Origin of the sequence: Gilliamella sp. App2-1 (genome assembly GCF_001690255.1) — a bacterium.
Lineage (GTDB): Bacteria > Pseudomonadota > Gammaproteobacteria > Enterobacterales > Orbaceae > Gilliamella > Gilliamella apicola_G.
The window spans coordinates 1-18,069 of record NZ_LZGR01000050.1; the positions used below are offsets into that span (position 1 = coordinate 1).

Consider the following 18,069-nt stretch of genomic DNA (forward strand, 5'->3'; position numbering starts at 1 on the left):
TTTATTTTTTTATTGCTAATGTTTTAAAAATAGTAAAATTTATAAAATCACTTATTTTTGGGCTAAACATTAGCAATGTTGGTTAAAGGTTTACAAGATGTTTATAGATATGGTGATGATAGACTAGCTTTTCAATACCTTTAAGCATCATTACTTCTCTTTTGCAATTTTACCAAATAAACCCCAATAACTATCTGTATCAATTAAAGTGAAGTAAATACTTTATAAAAATAAACCAATTAAAAAATTCAGATGTCTTTTATGGTTTTAAATAACAGATAATGTTTTACTTCATATTATTATTAAATCAAAATACCAACGTTATTAGAAGTTTTTGTTAAGTATTTGACAAATGATTAATATTGACCTTAAGATGAACTAGATTGATTCAAAAATGTGACATAGCTCAAGAATGTTAAATTTTAAACAGATAGAACAATAAATTTGTTTGGAGATGTAAGTTTGAGTGTCTTAGATTATCTATTATTTTTTAAGGCGCGCCAGGGAGAGTAAATAATGTACTATGGGACCAAATTTAAGTTTTTAAATAAAAATCGCATTATTAATCGTTATCAATTAGCAAAATTATATACCTTCGAATCAGTAGCACGTCATTTATCATTCGCATTAGCCGCAGAAGAGCTTTGTATAAGCCCTAGTGCAGTGAGTCATCAAATTAATAAATTAGAAGAAGAGCTCGATATTAAACTTTTTAAACGGTTTCATCGGCGCATTGAACTCACTCACGATGGTAAGAATTTATTTAATGTAGTTAAAAAATCGTTTAATAGTTTGAATCAAGAAATATTAGAAATTAAAAATCAAGAACTCTCAAATCAATTAACCATTTATTCAAGTTCGGCTTTTACACAAGCGTGGTTAATTCCAAAATTATCACAATTTGCAAGACAATATCCCTTCATTTCGTTAAATGTCTTATCCGGAAACAAAGTTATCAATTTTAATCAACATCGTATTGATTTAGCCATATATTATAATGATCTTGATAATGGTGATCTTAGTTGTGATCACCTAATGGATGAAACAATCGTACCAGTTTGTAGCCCTTATTATGCAGAGCAGCATAATTTATATAATAACGTCGATAATTTAAAACACTGCGTTTTATTACATGACAATCAAAATAATGGCTACGATTCTAACTTTGATGAATGGAACAATTGGGGGAATTATTATTCCTTAAGTTATGACTTTAACATACTGCAAAATATCTTTTTTGATCGTTTTGATTATGCAGTTGCGGCTGCGATTAACCATGTGGGGCTTGCCATGGGGAGAAAGCAAGTTATTGGCAAGTATCTAAAATCAGAACAATTAGTAACACCATTTGCCGAAATGGAAGCGCCGTGTTCAAAACGTTATTATATTTGCAAATCAAAAGGCAAGCATAACCCGAAAGCCGATATTTTTATTCAATGGTTAAAACATTACTTCCAATGAACTAAAGGAATTTATATTGGATTGAAAACAAATAGCAATTAAATTTGAATTGAAATCACTAAAAATACAATAAAAGGCAGGATTATTCCCACCTTCTAATCTAGAACTAACTCATTTTTTTATATTTTTTAAGTTAGGTAAAGTAATTGCTAGCAGTATGATGATCACTCCAATCCATTGGTTAAAATAGACCGATTCATGCAAATAAAAAAATGAACAGGTTACTGCAACAGGTAGTTCAGCAGCCGAAAGAATCGCACTTAATGAAATACCGATTTTAGGAATCCCGACCGAAAATAAAAAAGGTGGCAACACCGTTCCAAGTAGTGCTAACAAAAATCCTAATTGATACAGTTTATCGCTAATATCAAGTTTGAAGAAAAACAAAGGAGGAAAAATCAAAAAAGTAACAAAACATGCGCCAGTAATCATTAAAGCACTTTTTTCAAGTTTAGGTAATTCATTACCAATATTGCTGCTAGTACTAATAAAGAGCGAATACATCAGTGCAGCTAAAAAGCCAAAAAAGCAACCTTTTAAATTTAAACTAATATCTTGGTTAAACATGCCTGCCGCTAAGCTACTACCCAAAATAATCACAATTACTGTTGAAATTTGGATAATGGTAGGTTTATTTTTGAAAATAACAAAATCAATAATAATGCTGATCCACAAATATTGCATTAATAAAATAATCGCAATTGATGCAGGTACTAACTGAACGCATTGATAATAACAAATACCTACTAATCCAGGAAAGAGACCAACGGCACAAACCTTCCATTTCTTTGTTGATTCAGGACGTTGAATTGTCGATGTTGCTAATGGAGTGTTAGTTGATACAGATACTTTGGGTTTGTGTACAGCTTTAACAATAAAGTGGATACTCCACAACATTAGCATACCTAAAAAGCACTGGATACCCGTGACTTCGCCTAATGTATAGCCCGCTTTATAAGCTGTTTTTACAATTGAAGATAGCACTCCAAAGCTGCATGCGCCTAGAAAAACCAGAAAACCACCTAAAAAATTATCTTTCATATCAAAATCTCGTCACACTAAAAATAACATTGTCGAAAATTATCGACACAAAAATACAACAAAAGTCTTCAGGGAGGTGTATTTCAAACGACCACTGAGACTTTTTAACAAGTTAAATTAAAAAACGAATCAAAACGGATGAGTGATTATGCGGCAGATTTGCTTTTAGTATGGTCATAATTAAATGAGTAATAAAAAACAATGCCTAACACAAGTGCATATAAAGCAAAAATTAACCAAATTGTTTGCCAATCTTTGTTGCCATCGTGCGTACACATATCAACAACAATACCACTTAAAATTGAACCAAAATAAGCACCAATACCATTAACCATTGTCATAAATAGTCCTTGAGCGCTAGCTCGAATCTCTGAACTGACTTCTTTTTCAATAAAAATTGAGCCTGAAATATTAAAGAAGTCAAATGCGCACCCATAGACGATCATTGAAAGTATTAGCAGCACAAAACCAAAAGGTGTTGGATCGCCAAATGCAAATAAACCAAATCTAAGTGTCCAAGCAATTAAGCTTATCATGATGACTTTTTTTATGCCAAATTTTTTGAGGAAAAATGGGATAGTCAAGATAAAGGCAACTTCAGCCATTTGTGAAACAGATAATAAGATAGCTGGGTATTGTACAATTAAACTATCTTTAAATTCTGAAATTTTACCAAAATCATGCAAGAAAGCGCCACCGAAAGTATTGGTGATTTGTAATATTGCGCCAAGTAACATAGAAAAAAGAAAAAATACAGCCATTACCGGTTTTTTGAATAACACAAAAGCATCTAACCCTAAATAAGAAATCCAAGATTGTTTTTGACTTTTAGATACAGCAATATTGGGTAATGTCGCGCTATAAATCACAAGTAAAATCGAGGCTGCACAAGCAATATAGAGTTGAGCATTGCTCAACTCGAATTTGCATAAGCTAACAGTCCACATTGCGATGATAAAGCCTACTGTACCAAATACTCGTATTTTAGGAAAGACAGTGACAGTATCTAAATTATATTTATCTAAGCAGTGATAACTAATTGAATTAGATAATGCAATAGTCGGCATAAATGCTAGTGCATTGCCTAACATTACCCAAAATAAAATGGCTGAATTGTTAATTGATGCAGCATAAAAAAGCGCAATAGCACAAACCGAATGGCAAAATAGATAAAGATATTTAGCTTGTAAAAATTTATCGGCAATAATGCCAATAATAAATGGCGTAATTAATGCCGCTAAACCTTTCGTGCTAAAAATCATCGATACTTCAAAACCTGAAAAGTGTAAAGTATTAAATAAATAAGCACCAAAAGTGGCAAGCCAACTTCCCCAAATAAAATATTGGAAAAACATCATTATTTTTAATCTATTTTGTATGTCCATTGTTTATTCCTAAAATAAAGTGAACTTTTTATAGAAAACCAAATATAAAAGTATCACTTAAAAGCGTTCAATCGTTTTTGTAATAAGTTGTAAAAAGGTTGCTTTAACGCGTTCTGCCGTTTCAATGACCTCTTCGTGCCCTAATGGTTGATCTAAAATTCCACAAGCCATATTGGTTAAGCACGAAATGCCAATGGTTTTAATGCCTGAATGGTGAGCTATGATTGCTTCCGGTACGGTTGACATACCCACTGCATCGGCACCTAAAACGCGAATCATTCTAATTTCGGCAGGGGTTTCATAAGTTGGACCTGTCCACCAAGCATAAACACCTTGTTGTAAGTTAATATTAAGTTCTTTAGCTACATCAAGGACTGTTGAGCGTAATTGCTTGTTATAAAGCTCACTCACATCTAAAAAACGCACACCTAAATCAGGATTATTTGGTCCAATGAGCGGGTTGTTAGCAGTAAGGTTAATGTGATCGGTAATGAGCATTAAATCACCCGGTTTAAAACTGGTATTGACTGCACCACATGCATTAGTGATAATTAATTTTTCAACACCAAGCATTTTCATCACACGAACAGGAAAAGTAACTTGATCTAATGAAAATCCTTCATAATAGTGAAAGCGTCCTTTCATTGCTACGATGGTTTTATCACCACATTTGCCAATGACTAATTCATTAGCATGGCCTACTGCTGCTGATTTGGCAAAATGTGGTATTATGTCATAAGGGATGTGAACCGCATCTTTAAGTGTATCGGCAAAAGGTCCTAAGCCTGAACCTAGAATAATCCCAATAGTTGGTTTTTTGTCTGTGTGTTTTTGAATATAGTTAACGGCTTGTTGAATATCAGAAGTTTGATGCATGATAGTATCCTTTCAAAAAAATTAAATGCTAAGCTACAACAGGATGAATATAATAAACAGCAGCAACCTATTACTTAGTTTAATTGGGTAAAAACCTACAAAATAATTAAAAAAACAAGGTAATTTTTGTTTTTCGGCATATATTATGATGATCTTCGCCCAATAAAGAAAGATGCGAATCGAGATATCTTAGATTGAATTAAATGATGATTTTTTTTGCTTATATTATTCAATTGATTAACTTTAAAAATTAATTTAACTATAGAAAATACACAATACTAAACAGCCATTAGACTAGGCGTTCTTCTCCAGAATAGATCACACCTTTATTATCCCTAAAAAATCCTAACAAAGTTAAATGGCATTGTTTAGCCAAATCAACGGCCATTGAAGTTGCAGCCGAAACCGCTAACAAAAATTCCACTCCGCAATTAGCGGTTTTTTGCACCATTTCGTAGCTGGCGCGGCTGGATACTAATACTACACCATATTGATACTTAGAATTATTGGGCAATTGCATGGCTCTAAAGCCCAGCAGTTTATCTAAGGCCACATGCCGGCCGATATCTTCAAATCCTGCCATAAATTGTCCATTCAAATCCAGCCACACCGCCGCATGCGTGCAACCCGTTTGTTTACCCACTTGTTGCACTTGCGATAAATAGCTTAAGCTGTCACTAAAATCAGTTAACTTAATCTGACTCATTAGTGGTAAAGAGGGAATGAATTGGCAAACTTGCTCTATCTGCTCAGTCCCACAAATACCGCAACCTGTACGCCCAGTTAAATTACGGCGCTTTTCTTTTAGTTCACTAAAGCGTCGCGATGAAAGTTCAATTTGTACTTCTATACCTTTGGGGGTATCAATAACATCAATGCCATAAATATCATTAACTGATTGAATAATATTTTCAGTTAACGAAAACCCCATTGCAAAATAATGCAAGTCTTTTGGGGTCGCCATCATCACAACATGCGAAATTCCGTTATAAATTAATGCAACTGGCTTTTCGATAGCTAGTACATCAGGTTGAGAACTTTGCATTTCACTGTTTTTAAATTTGCGTACTAGAATTGATTCAATACCGATCGCCATTTTTTGTCTCTTGTTAGTTGGGTTATAATTAAGACTACTATATGCACAAACTCAAACGTTAATCACCTTAGAAACGTTAACGCCATGTAAAATTTTATCAATAGATAGCATGCTCAGCGCTAAGCAATCAATATTATGGTAAAATAGTTCACCATAATCAATTTATAATTACAAGCTAACCCGATGTCATTACACGAAATCACACAGGCCATTATGCAGTTTATTGAGCAACACCAAGTTTGGGCATTGCCAATTATATTTTTATTAGCTTTTGGTGAATCATTGGCAATCATCTCGCTTGTGGTTCCAGCAACGGCCATTTTATTAGGAGCAGGGACTTTAATCGGTGGGGGAGCAATATCGTTTGTGCCGGTATTCGTTGCCGCTTCGATGGGTGCAGTTTTTGGGGATTTACTGTCTTATTGGCTAGGAAAACACTATCATCAACAAGTTATTGCTTCATGGCCACTTAATAAGCACCCGAAATTAGTTTATCGTGCCGAACAATTTTTTCAAAGTTATGGAACATTTGGGGTATTTATTGGTCGTTTTTTTGGACCACTACGCGCAATTGTGCCATTAATAGCTGGCGCAATGCACATGCCAGCCACCAAATTTAATTTAGCTAATATTGCTTCTGCGCCAGTTTGGGCATTTGTATTGCTTGCACCAGGTGCGTTTGGTGTGCCTTGGCTAGAAACACTCTTTGGCTAAAGCGTGCCGATGGTATAACTACGACGTCCACTTTTGCGCCCCAATGCTTCTAAATTGGTTTGCAATGGTGGGAATGGTAGCGTCAAATGATGTTTACGATAAGCTTCAAGTATCAGCTTATGTATGGTGCTTCGAAGTACCATTCGGTGTCCCATTTCAGCAGCAAAAACCCGTAATTCAAACAACTGGATGCCTTCTTGGATATCCACTAAGAATACTTGAGGTTCAGGATCGTTAAGCACATATTCACATTCATCTGAGGCTTGTTGTAAAAGTTTGATTACCAGATCACTATCAGCATCGATAGTTGCGGGAATGGTTAATACAATTCGAGTGATCGAATCTGACAACGACCAGTTCACCAATTGTTCGGTAATAAAGGCTTTATTAGGCATCACGATTTCTTTACGATCCCAATCAACAATGGTAATGGCACGAGTATTGATTTTGGTGATATTGCCCGTCAAATCACGAATTGTCACAGTATCGCCAATGCGCACCGGCTTTTCAAATAAAATGATTAAGCCAGAGATAAAATTAGCAAAGATTTCTTGCAAACCAAAACCTAACCCTACACCAAGTGCGGCAATTAACCATTGGATTTTAGACCAGTCGATACCAATAAATGAAAACGCAATCATACACCCGACCATCAAAATAATATATTTTGAAACGGTTGAAATCGCATAACCTGTTCCCGGAGTTAAATCTAAATGCTGTAAAATGCCTAACTCCAATAAAGCAGGCAGATTTTTGACGAGTTGCACGGTGATTGTCATCACTAAAATAGCAATACATACCGCACCAAGGGTGATGTATTGTTCAATTTCGGTACCATTAACAATGGCACTGGTTCCCCACAGCTTAATATTATTCATAAAAGCAAAAGCCGAATGCAGTTCAGACCATAGCAAAATCATGCTAATGAGCGCAATCATCATAATAATGGATCTGACTAAATGTAAAGATTGGGCACTAATGACATCTAAATTAATAATCGGTTCATCGACACTGTCGTTCAGTGAATTAAGATCATCTTCTTGTGATTTGGCGCGTTGCATACGTTCTAAACGGCGTTGCTTAGTGCGTTCAAATTCAATGCGACGCTTTTGAATCCACATCCAACGACGAATCATGTAATAAATAACCAATAGCGCAAACCAAATAATAACTGATGCTTCAAGGCGACCTAATAACACCTGAGCTGTTGATAAATAACCCAAACAAGCAGCAATAATGGCAAGCCAAGGAGCACTTAATAAGATAAACCACAAAATATGACTTAATAAATTATCGCCCGATCCTTTTTTATCAATATAAAGAGGCACGCCAGCGCGATGGATGGCGTTAGTCATAAACACTAAAGCAAAACATAAAAAAATAAAAGCTGTACGACCAATTGTGGCAGCAAATTGGCGGTTGTTATACTCGTCAAAGCTCATCACTATCATCACTAATGGAATCACTAGCCAAATTGAAAGCTGATAATATTTCATTGCCGAGCGTACGCTACGTTCAGACCAACCAAAATGGCTAATAAATAGCCCATTAGATGATGCAAAATGCGCTGAAATAATAAACACCCATAAAATTGGTGCTGCTGCATTTACACCATAACCTAATGCATATGCAACAGGATAATCCCAATTAATTTGCAATGCATAACCAAACACCGCCCACAAAATTGGCACCGGTAACGCCATAATTAATGAAAAGATAACTACTTTTAGGGTTAAAGAATAACTATCTTGTGTTACTTTACCCACGCGGCTGGCTGATTTAGTTAAAAAGGTATTATATTTGGTGCGCATTTTAAAATGCGTAAACACAAAGAGTAACGATAAAATGATTAAAAATAGCGGTTTGGGTGCACTCAGTACTTCAGTACTGGCATTATAAAGTTGCGAAAGAGTATCGATCGAAAAAATGAAATAAATCACATCTTTCGCTAAATTTATCGGATAACTCAACGATATTGGATTGACATCTGCCACCCAAAAGAAATACCGGTGAGCAGCATCGTTCACTTCGTCAATTGCATTAGTTAATTGCTTATTAGCAATTTTTAATTTAGTCAACTCTAAAATAGTGGTATCGGTTCCCGAAATAAGTGTTTTAAGTAATTCAGTCTGTTCCCGAAGCAAACGACGATATTGTGTAGCCTCTTTCACACTATTAAGCGGGCTTGTTAAGGTTGGGTAAGCATCTAATGTAGTTAAAATATTACTATAATTAAGTTGTTGGGCTTTTGCTTCGGCAATTTCAGCATCAAGTGCTTGTGATTTAGGTTTTTCGGGTAAGCGCAATAATTGTTGACGCAGAGTTTCGCCCAGCGTGGTCGAAAAGCTCAACCACTCTCCTTGCTCGTCAAGCGTTGCCAGTGTATTTTGCACATGGGAAATTTGCGTAGTGATATTATTTTGCTCATTAACAATGCTAGTTAAATGGGCTTTTTGTAACTCCATATTTTGTCGCAGCTCATCATTTTTATCACTCAATTGATGAACAACTTGCGCAAGATCATTCTCACTATTCATGATGGGCGTGGTTTCTTCGGCAAAGGTTAGTGAAGAAAACAACACAGCAGCAAAGCATAAAAAACCACGAATCCACATAAAGTTATATCCTATTGGCTAATTTTTGACCTACACGGGTAACATCGCCCACTTTAAGGTGGCTTTCAAACTCAATTGCATTTGATGCAAATAACGTAATCACTGTTGACCCCAATTTAAAGCAACCCATATCTTGCCCTTTTTGTAATTTGACTTCACCTGAATATGTCCAACGTTTCATGACACCCTCGCGCGGTGGCGTAATGATTCCTTCCCATGGTACTTCGATGCTACCGACAATGGTTGCCCCCACTAAAATTTGCGCCATTGGTCCAAATTCAGTTTCAAAAAGACATATTACACGTTCATTACGTGCAAAAATATTCGGAATGCTTTCTGTTGTTGCCTTATTGACGGAAAACAGCGAACCAGGTACATAAATCATCTCACGCAAAACACCATCGCAAGGCATATGAAAGCGGTGGTAATTTTTAGGTGATAAATAAGTGGTTGCATATGAACCATTTTTAAAAAACTTGAGCATGTCAGGATGACAAGCAAGCAGTGATTCTAAAGAATAAAAATGCCCTTTAGCCTGTAATAACAGTGTATCTTGAATAGTTCCAAACTGACTAATTACTCCATCAGCTGGCATAACTACTGCACTATTAGTAGCATCAATTGGGCGTGCATCTTCATTTAATTCGCGAGCAAAGAAGTCGTTAAAGGTTTTAAATTCTTGAACATTGTTAATTTTTGCTTCGCTCAAATCGACTTTATACAGTTTACAAAAGCCCATAATCATCCATGTCGTCACTTTACCTAACTGTTTTTTTGCCAGCCATCCAAATATCACGGTTAACAGCTGTTTAGGAAGTAGATATTGAATCATTGCTTTTAATTGATTTGACATACATAACTCTCAAGTAAAGGTAGAAATACGGTATTATACCAAGATTTATACATAAAGTGTAAAACGGCTAAAATGAATAATGTGTATTTGGTAATATCAAGGACCAATATTTTAAACACTGTGCCATGCCTCACGCCTAAGGAAGTAGATAGTAAACAATTAAACACGGCAATCATTGCTAGTTATTTAAATTCTATTTAACAAAAATGACATGACATGGCTAAAGATAAAAATTAAGCTTGGGTTATACTTGATTGGATTAAGCCACACACTACCTAATTTCGGGTGAATACAGAACGGCGTTTTTTGGTATCACAATAGCTTTAATGAGTGACTACTGCCCAAGTTAAAGTAGCACAAAAAACACTAAATTATCGATAATAAACACCGGAATTAAAATGCATACCGACCATTTCGTATAGCCAAAAAAGCTGGGCATGTTAATTTTATTTTGCGATGCAATGCTTTTGACCATAAGGTTAGGTGCATTACCTATATAACTAAGCGCCCCCATAAAAACCGAACCCATCGAAATAGCGAGTAAGGTTTTTTCTAGCACGGTCATTAAGGTCGAGGCATCGCCCGAAGCTAGATTAAAAAAGACTAAATAGGTTGGCGCATTATCTAAAAAGCCAGAAAGTAAACCTGATAACCAAAAGTACATGCTGTTGATTGGCTCACCTTGCGTATTGGTTACCAGTGATACGATTGGGGCTAATGCACCATGACTACCTGCTCGTAACATGGTCAGTACCGGAACGATAGTAATAAAGATCCCTATAAATAGTTTAGCAACTTCGATGATAGGTTCCCAATTAAATTCGTTACCTGCACGTACCTGTTTAGGGGTGATTAGCATTGAAATGAGGGTAATGATAATAAACAAACTATCGCGAACTAAATTGGGCAAAGCAATAGGCGTACCTAAAATGGTAAAATTAGCCGATGAATGCCAAATGCCAGACATTAGCACGCAGGCAATAATGGCTATTAATAAGAAAATATTGTTTTTTCCATAAATTTTAACGTTTTTGGTTTTTGAAGCCGAAGTTAGTGTAGGCGAAAGACCATATTGTACACGAAAGTAGTGACAATCAATGATGTAATAAATCGCTAATAACAGTAGTGAGCTAAGCAAAACTGGCATCAGCATATGCTTAACAGTCCATCCAAAATTAACGCCTTTTAAAAAACCGATAAATAATGGTGGGTCACCTAGCGGGGTTAATCCTCCGCCAATATTAGCCACTAAAAAAATAAAAAAGATAACAGTGTGCATTGAACAATTTCGATTACGATTGGCTCGGATCAACGGCCGAATCATTAACATGGCTGCGCCTGTTGTGCCCATGATCGACGCTAATAGTGTGCCTATTGCTAGTAAAGCAACATTCTGCTTGGGGGTGCTAAGCACATCGCTCTTAATCAAGATTCCGCCCGAGACGGTAAACAGTGCCAGCAGCAACAAAATAAAAGGAATATATTCGGCTATTATTGCATGAACGGTAAGATTGACGGTGGTTGGTAAATCAAATGAATACCAGGTAAACAGCAAAAATAGCATCGTCCAAAAAATAATAACTTTGCCATAATGATGATGCCAAAGTCGCGACAAAAATAGTGGCATTAATGCAATTGAAAGCAAAATTCCCACAAAAGGAATACCCCAAAAGAGTGATAAATCATGACCGTTAAAACCCGCTGCAAAAAGGTCAAAAGGCATGAAGATTAAGATGATAAGAGGTACAAGGGCTTTCATTGTGGATTTGTTTTTTTGGTTTTAAAGTGATGGGGATTATAACAAAGTGTTTTTAATTTATCGAATGTTAAGATTTTTGAATGTGGTGATTAGGTAATCATCGTTATATCCGGAGTTTAATGATATAAAAATAACCTAAAAAGTTGTCAGAAAAAGTATTGATTTTATTGAAGTTTTCCAGATAATAATTTGCAAAAAAACTTCAATAAAATCAATGCCTTTTCTGAACGTTTTTCGGTTGAAAAAGTACAACAAAAATGCCTAAAGTAATTATCTTGATTAATTTATTACTTCGGTTTTCGCATATCGCAGTTAAGCCGTTATAATAGCGATTATTTGATTTTGAATAATAGGAAAATCGTGCAAACGCCATTAAAAAAGTCCCCCTTACATTGCCGAAACAAACACCGAACAGGTTATGATTTTGCGCAACTTATCAAAATAGCGCCGGAGCTGTCTCAATATGTAAATCAGAATCAATATGGTAATTTATCAATTGATTTTGCCGACCCACTGGCGATCAAGATATTAAATAAGGCATTGTTATATCATCATTATCAGATGAATTATTGGGATATTCCAGATGGTTATTTATGCCCCCCCATTCCAGGGCGAGCAGATTATATTCACTATTTAGCCGATTTATTGGCACAAGACAACCAAAATAACATTCCGATAGGTAAGCAAATTCGCGTTTTAGATATTGGTGTTGGTGCTAATGTCATTTATCCAATTCTTGGGCGGGCTGAATATGGCTGGACTTTTGTGGGTAGCGATATTAATCCTACCGCCATTAAAGTGGCGTCATTAATTTGCCAAGCTAATCGTATCTTGAATGGGGCAGTGCAGTGTCGATTGCAAAAAGACAGTACAGCGATTTTTAAGCATATTATTAAACGTAACGAATTTTACATGCTAACACTGTGCAATCCGCCTTTTCATGCTTCGGCACAAGATGCGTTAGCAAGCACCCAAAAAAAACTAACCAATTTGGGCAAGTTAACCAATCCAAACCAAAAAGCTGTTCTTAACTTTGGCGGACAACATGCCGAACTGTGGTGCCAAGGTGGTGAAAGTACTTTTATTACTAATATGATTAACGAAAGCGTTGCCTTTAAACAGCAATGTTTGTGGTTTACTTCGCTAGTCTCTAAAAAATCGTCATTAGAATTGATAAAAAAACAGCTAACAGCGGTTAGAGTGGCTGATAGTAAAATTGTGCCCATGGCGCAAGGGCAAAAAGTAAGCCGATTTGTGGCGTGGACTTTTTTTAGTCAAGAGGATAGACAGGTACGGATAAAAAAATTCAGTTAGTAAATTGATTTTATTTGTTTTTTATTTTGTTGTTTTTTGTATCTTATAAAGAACGCAAGGGCTTGTCATTGAAGATTATGTGACCTTAATGATTGATAGTATAAACCTATCTTCGTTGTTTTTATTCATAAATAAACAACTATTTTTTATATCTTGTTGTTTATAATAATAAATTATAAAGCTAGCTGTCTTGTTGTTGACTAAAAATTGCATAGTAAATTGTAGGTGATTCAATTAAGATGTATTGATTACAAAATCACCAACGCCATTTAACATTGCAAAGGAAAATCTCTATGAATAGCCACGAGTCAGCTGTATTTATTAATAAGTTACAAAAAATTGTTGGTGCTAAACACACTTTAACCGATCCTGCGCGCACGTTACCTTACCGCCAAGGTATTCGCTTTGGCGAAGGTGATGCGTTAGCCGTTGTGCTGCCTGGGACGTTAGTTGAACAATGGCAAGTATTAAAAGCGTGTGTGGAAGCGAATGTTATTGTTATTACTCAATCAGCCAATACGGGGTTAACCGGTGGCTCTACCCCCGATGGTAATGATTATGATCGGCCTATTGTTATTGTCAGTACCCGTCGATTAGATGGGATTAAAGTGATAGAAAATGGTGAGCAAGTTGTTTGCTTGCCAGGTAGCACGCTCTTTCGTTTAGAAAAGGAATTAAAAAAATATCATCGTGGACCGCACTCGGTCATTGGCTCATCTTGCATTGGTGCTTCAGTAATGGGTGGTGTGTGTAATAATTCGGGTGGCGCACTGATTCAACGTGGTCCTGCGTATACCCAAATGGCGGTGTTTGCGCAATTAGACCAGCAAGGGCAGTTGCGCTTAGTGAATCATTTAGGGATTGAACTCGGGGATGATCCTGAAACGATTTTACAGAACCTACAAAATCATACTTATACCGATAAAGAGATTAAACGTGATGCAGGCTTAGGTCATGATCATCATTATTGTGAGCATGTTCGTAAAATTGATGCTGATACACCCGCTCGCTTTAATGCAGATCCCGCCCGTCATTATGAAGCATCAGGTAGTGCGGGGCGATTGATGGTGTTTGCTGTGCGCCTTGATACATTCCCGTTAGAGAAAAAATCAGCCGTATTTTATATTGGCACCAATGATATTGAAGAATTAAATGGTATTCGTCGTCACATTTTAAGTCAATTTAAAACATTGCCTGTGTCGGGCGAATATATGCACCGTGTGGCTTTTGATATTGCCGCTATATATGGAAAACCGACCTTTTTAGCCATTAAAAATTTAGGTACGGATAGGATGCCTCGCATGTTTGTTTTTAAAAATTTGGTTGATCGTGTTACGGCGAAAATCCCATTCTTCCCTAAAAATTTTTCGGATCGGTTTTCTATTTTTGCTTGCAAATTTTTACCCAATCATTTACCCAAGTCATTACGTGATTATCGTGATCGTTATAAACATCATCTTATTTTAAAAATGGCGGATGATGGGATTGCTGAAGCCGAAACTTTTTTAAAAGGTTATTTTCAAAATAAAAATGGCAATTATTTTTTGTGTAATGAAAAAGAAGCCGAAGCAGCAATGTTACACCGTTTTGCAGCCGCTGGCGCAGCAACAGCTTATCGCAACGTGCATAGCAAAACAGTAGAAAATATTGTTGCGTTAGATATTGCGTTACGACGTAATGATACCGATTGGTTTGAAACACTGCCAGAAAACATCGATCAAAACTTTATTTATAAAATGTATTATGGGCATTTTTTCTGTTATGTGTTTCATCAAGACTACATTGCTAAAAAAGGTGTAGATTGTGATAAAGTCAAGGAAGAGATTTTAGCATTACTCGATCAGCGTGGTGCGCAATATCCAGCAGAGCATAATGTGGGGCACTTGTATCACGCTAATGCCGATCTAAAAAAATTCTATCAAGAGCTTGATCCCACAAACAGTCTGAACCCCGGTATAGGTAAAACGTCCAAAAAGAAAAATTGGGCTTAATGCATGGTTGAGTTGCGTTAAATTGTAGACACCGTCAAGTATTGAAATTTAACCGCCAAAAAATACTATCTGATGGTGTTTTATTGAATAACTTCTGTAAATCTTTTTTAGATGGATAATAACGCGATACAACAGCTATCGCGTTATTTCAGATCATAGCAATTTTTTTAATTGATATAACATCTCTAATGCTTGTTTTGGTGTTAAAGCATCGGGGTCAATCTCTTTTAACGCTTCTTCCACTTCTGACGGTTCAGGTTTGTCAATTAAAGAAAGTTGCGATTTATCAACACCACTGTTAGCAGATTGTTTTGAGATAATTTCAAGCTCTTTCAATTTTTGTTTAGCCCGTTTTAATACTGCCTTAGGCACACCTGCAAGCCCTGCCACAGCAATCCCAAAACTTTTACTCGCAGCGCCTTCAGAAACTTCATGAATAAAAGCAACGTTGTTATCGTGTTCAATCGCATCGAAGTGGACGTTATAAACGCCTTGCATATGTTCTGGTAACTGGGTTAATTCAAAATAATGAGTTGCAAAAAGTGTCATTGATTTGATTTGATTGGCTAAATTCTCAGCACAGGCCCAAGCTAAAGATAGCCCATCATACGTTGAGGTACCTCGGCCGATTTCGTCCATTAAAACAAGGCTTTGTTCTGTAGCATTGTGCATAATGTTAGCCGTTTCGGTCATTTCGACCATAAAGGTAGAGCGACCTGATGCCAAATCATCAGAGGCACCAATTCGGGTAAAAATTCGATCAACAGGTCCAATGATTGCTTTAGATGCAGGGACAAAACTACCAATATAAGCCAGTAGAACAATTAAGGCTGCTTGGCGCATATAGGTACTTTTTCCCCCCATATTGGGACCAGTAATAATTAGCATTCGCCTATTTGGCAATAATAATAACGAGTTTGCAATAAATGGTGTTTGTAAAACTTGCTCAATCACCACATGTCGCCCATCTTTAATTTCTATACCAGCATTGGTCGATAGTGTCGGTTTTTGGTAGTTAAGCGTTAATGCCCGTTCTGCTAAATTGGTAAGCACATCAAGTTCGGCAATGGCCTCAGCGCTGATTTGCATATCGGCTAGATCTGGCATTAATAGATCAAATAGCTGTTCGTAAAGTTGCTTTTCAAGTGCTAAGGCTCGTCCTTTAGCGGTGAGCACTTTATCTTCGTACTCTTTAAGTTCAGGGATGATATATCGTTCAACATTTTTCAGCGTTTGACGGCGAGTATAATGAATTGGCGCTAAATGGCTTTGCCCTCGACTGATTTGAATATAGTAACCGTGCACTGCATTAAATCCAACTTTTAACGTATCAATGCCAAGAGTTTCACGCTCTCGGATTTCAAGCTGTTCTAAGTAGTTGGTTGCCCCATCAGCTAAACTACGCAATTCGTCAAGTTCTGCATTATACCCGCTGGCAATCACGCCACCATCACGAATAATCACGGGTGGCGCTTCAACAATGGCGCGCGTTAATAGATCGGCGATACTTTCAAATTGATTTATCTTGGCACGCAAGCCAATTAATGCGGGTGAAGTTAAGCAACTCAATAGTTTTTGTAATTGCGGTAGCAGATTATAAGCATCACGCAAACGAGCAAAATCACGAGGCCGAGCGGTACGCAGTGCTAGCCTTGCTAAAATACGCTCTAAATCACCAATTTGTTTTAGTAGCGGATTAACATCATCAATATAATTTTGTAATTCACTAATCGCTTGTTGCCGATTTTGTAATATTGTTAAATTACGGATTGGTGAGTGTAACCAACGTTTAAGCATACGGCTGCCCATTGGCGTTTGGGTTTTATCGAGTATGTCTGCAACCGTATTTTGTGTTCCACCTGTTAGATTTTCGGTAATTTCTAGATTGCGACGGGTTGCAGCATCTAGCACAACAAAGTCATTGGTCGATTGCTTGATAATGGAACGTATATGAGGCAGAGCAGTGCGCTGGGTATCTTTAACATATTGCAATAAGCAACCCGCTGCACAAAGTGCATAATTGCACGCCTCTACACCAAATCCAACTAAATCATTGGTGCCAAATTGCAAATTAAGCTGTTGTTTTGCCGTTTCAAGATCAAAGTCCCATTGTGGACGACGGCGCAGACCATGGCGATTTTCAATTAATGGCATGGATTGAAATTCTTCTGGATATAGCAATTCAACAGGGCTAGTACGTTGCAGTTCAGCTTGCATCGCCTCAAAGTTGTCACATTCAAAAACATAAAAGCGACCAGAACTAATGTCGAGTGTGGCATAGCCATAATGGTTTTTATTTTGCCAGATTGAAGCAAGTAAATTATCTTTGCGATCTTCTAGTAATAATTCATCACTGACTGTGCCAGGAGTAACAATACGAACCACTTTACGTTCAACAGGCCCTTTGGTTGTTGCTGGATCGCCTATTTGTTCACAAATAGCCACCGATTCACCTAGTGAGATTAACTTGGCTAAATAACTTTCAACCGCATGATAAGGCACCCCCGCCATAGGAATCGGTACACCATTTGACGAGCCACGCTTTGTGAGCGAAATATCTAAAAGCTGCGAGGCACGCTTGGCATCATCATAAAACATCTCATAAAAATCACCCATGCGATAAAAAAGCAAAATATCGGGATTTTCGGCTTTTAATCTTAAATACTGCCGCATCATTGGTGTGTGGTCGGTTAAATTGTCTTCATTCATCATGGCATTATTTCTTTTCGTTTTTAAAAATCAATCTATTTACTTATTAGTTTGTGTCAAATAATCACTTATTTTGTTATTTAAGTGTACTTATAACGGTAATAAAAATTGTAATAAATTTTAATAAAAAAGCTTTAGCGTTTTAAGATTGTATCATTATATATGATCCCTAAAAGGAAAAGTGTGTCAATAAATGAATTTAAAAATCGCAAAACATAAAAGGGTATGTGATGATGTAAATTGAAATCGAAAAAA

Annotated in this window: 11 protein-coding genes and 1 pseudogene; 4 read left to right on the forward strand and 8 right to left on the reverse strand. The window is 36.5% G+C overall.

Annotated features, from left to right (window positions below):
- The first annotated feature begins 516 nt into the window (after positions 1-516).
- Positions 517-1,461: a DNA-binding transcriptional regulator DsdC gene (dsdC, locus tag A9G22_RS06835; protein WP_065587435.1), complete on the forward strand. Its 945-nt coding sequence runs from the start codon at positions 517-519 to the stop codon at positions 1,459-1,461.
- 111 nt (positions 1,462-1,572) lie between these two features.
- On the opposite strand, the gene A9G22_RS06840 is transcribed toward dsdC, so the two are convergent.
- From A9G22_RS06840 to fdhD, 4 genes are all read right to left on the reverse strand, one after another.
- Positions 1,573-2,502, reverse strand: coding sequence for an EamA family transporter (locus A9G22_RS06840; protein WP_075508566.1), 930 nt, complete (start codon positions 2,500-2,502; stop codon positions 1,573-1,575).
- Between the two features lie 146 nt (positions 2,503-2,648).
- Positions 2,649-3,887 carry a nucleoside permease gene (locus A9G22_RS06845; protein WP_075508567.1) on the reverse strand — a complete coding sequence of 413 codons (1,239 nt, stop codon included), beginning with the start codon at positions 3,885-3,887 and terminating at the stop codon, positions 2,649-2,651.
- Positions 3,888-3,944: 57 nt separating this feature from the next.
- The gene (locus A9G22_RS06850) at positions 3,945-4,763 is read right to left on the reverse strand and encodes a purine-nucleoside phosphorylase (protein WP_075508568.1); all 819 of its coding nucleotides are present in this window, start codon (positions 4,761-4,763) and stop codon (positions 3,945-3,947) included.
- A gap of 289 nt (positions 4,764-5,052) precedes the next feature.
- Positions 5,053-5,859 (reverse strand): formate dehydrogenase accessory sulfurtransferase FdhD, encoded by an 807-nt coding sequence (fdhD, locus tag A9G22_RS06855; RefSeq protein WP_075508569.1) that lies wholly within the window; start codon positions 5,857-5,859, stop codon positions 5,053-5,055.
- A 183-nt stretch (positions 5,860-6,042) separates the two neighbouring features.
- On the opposite strand from fdhD, the gene A9G22_RS06860 reads away from it, so the two are divergent.
- The gene (locus A9G22_RS06860; RefSeq protein ID WP_065587440.1) at positions 6,043-6,573 is read left to right on the forward strand and encodes a DedA family protein; all 531 of its coding nucleotides are present in this window, start codon (positions 6,043-6,045) and stop codon (positions 6,571-6,573) included.
- Here A9G22_RS06860 and mscM read toward each other — a convergent pair.
- From mscM to A9G22_RS06875, 3 genes and pseudogenes are all read right to left on the reverse strand, one after another.
- A pseudogene (mscM, locus tag A9G22_RS06865) lies at positions 6,570-9,116 on the reverse strand (miniconductance mechanosensitive channel MscM); the annotation flags it as partial. The gene A9G22_RS06860 and the pseudogene mscM overlap by 4 nt on opposite strands.
- Before the next feature lie 76 nt (positions 9,117-9,192).
- Positions 9,193-10,041, reverse strand: a complete 849-nt coding sequence (asd, locus tag A9G22_RS06870) for an archaetidylserine decarboxylase (RefSeq protein WP_075508571.1) — start codon at positions 10,039-10,041, stop codon at positions 9,193-9,195.
- 346 nt (positions 10,042-10,387) lie between these two features.
- Positions 10,388-11,800, reverse strand: a complete 1,413-nt coding sequence (locus tag A9G22_RS06875; protein WP_075508572.1) for a sodium:proton antiporter — start codon at positions 11,798-11,800, stop codon at positions 10,388-10,390.
- A 360-nt stretch (positions 11,801-12,160) separates the two neighbouring features.
- Between A9G22_RS06875 and rlmF the strand changes: the two genes are divergently transcribed.
- The gene (rlmF, locus tag A9G22_RS06880) at positions 12,161-13,114 is read left to right on the forward strand and encodes a 23S rRNA (adenine(1618)-N(6))-methyltransferase RlmF (protein WP_218058763.1); all 954 of its coding nucleotides are present in this window, start codon (positions 12,161-12,163) and stop codon (positions 13,112-13,114) included.
- Between the two features lie 293 nt (positions 13,115-13,407).
- Complete coding sequence (gene dld / locus A9G22_RS06885) at positions 13,408-15,105, forward strand: D-lactate dehydrogenase (protein ID WP_065587444.1); 1,698 nt, start codon at positions 13,408-13,410, stop codon at positions 15,103-15,105.
- A gap of 153 nt (positions 15,106-15,258) precedes the next feature.
- Here dld and mutS read toward each other — a convergent pair whose 3' ends face one another.
- The gene (mutS, locus tag A9G22_RS06890) at positions 15,259-17,817 is read right to left on the reverse strand and encodes a DNA mismatch repair protein MutS (RefSeq protein WP_065587445.1); all 2,559 of its coding nucleotides are present in this window, start codon (positions 17,815-17,817) and stop codon (positions 15,259-15,261) included.
- Positions 17,818-18,069: the final 252 nt, after the last annotated feature.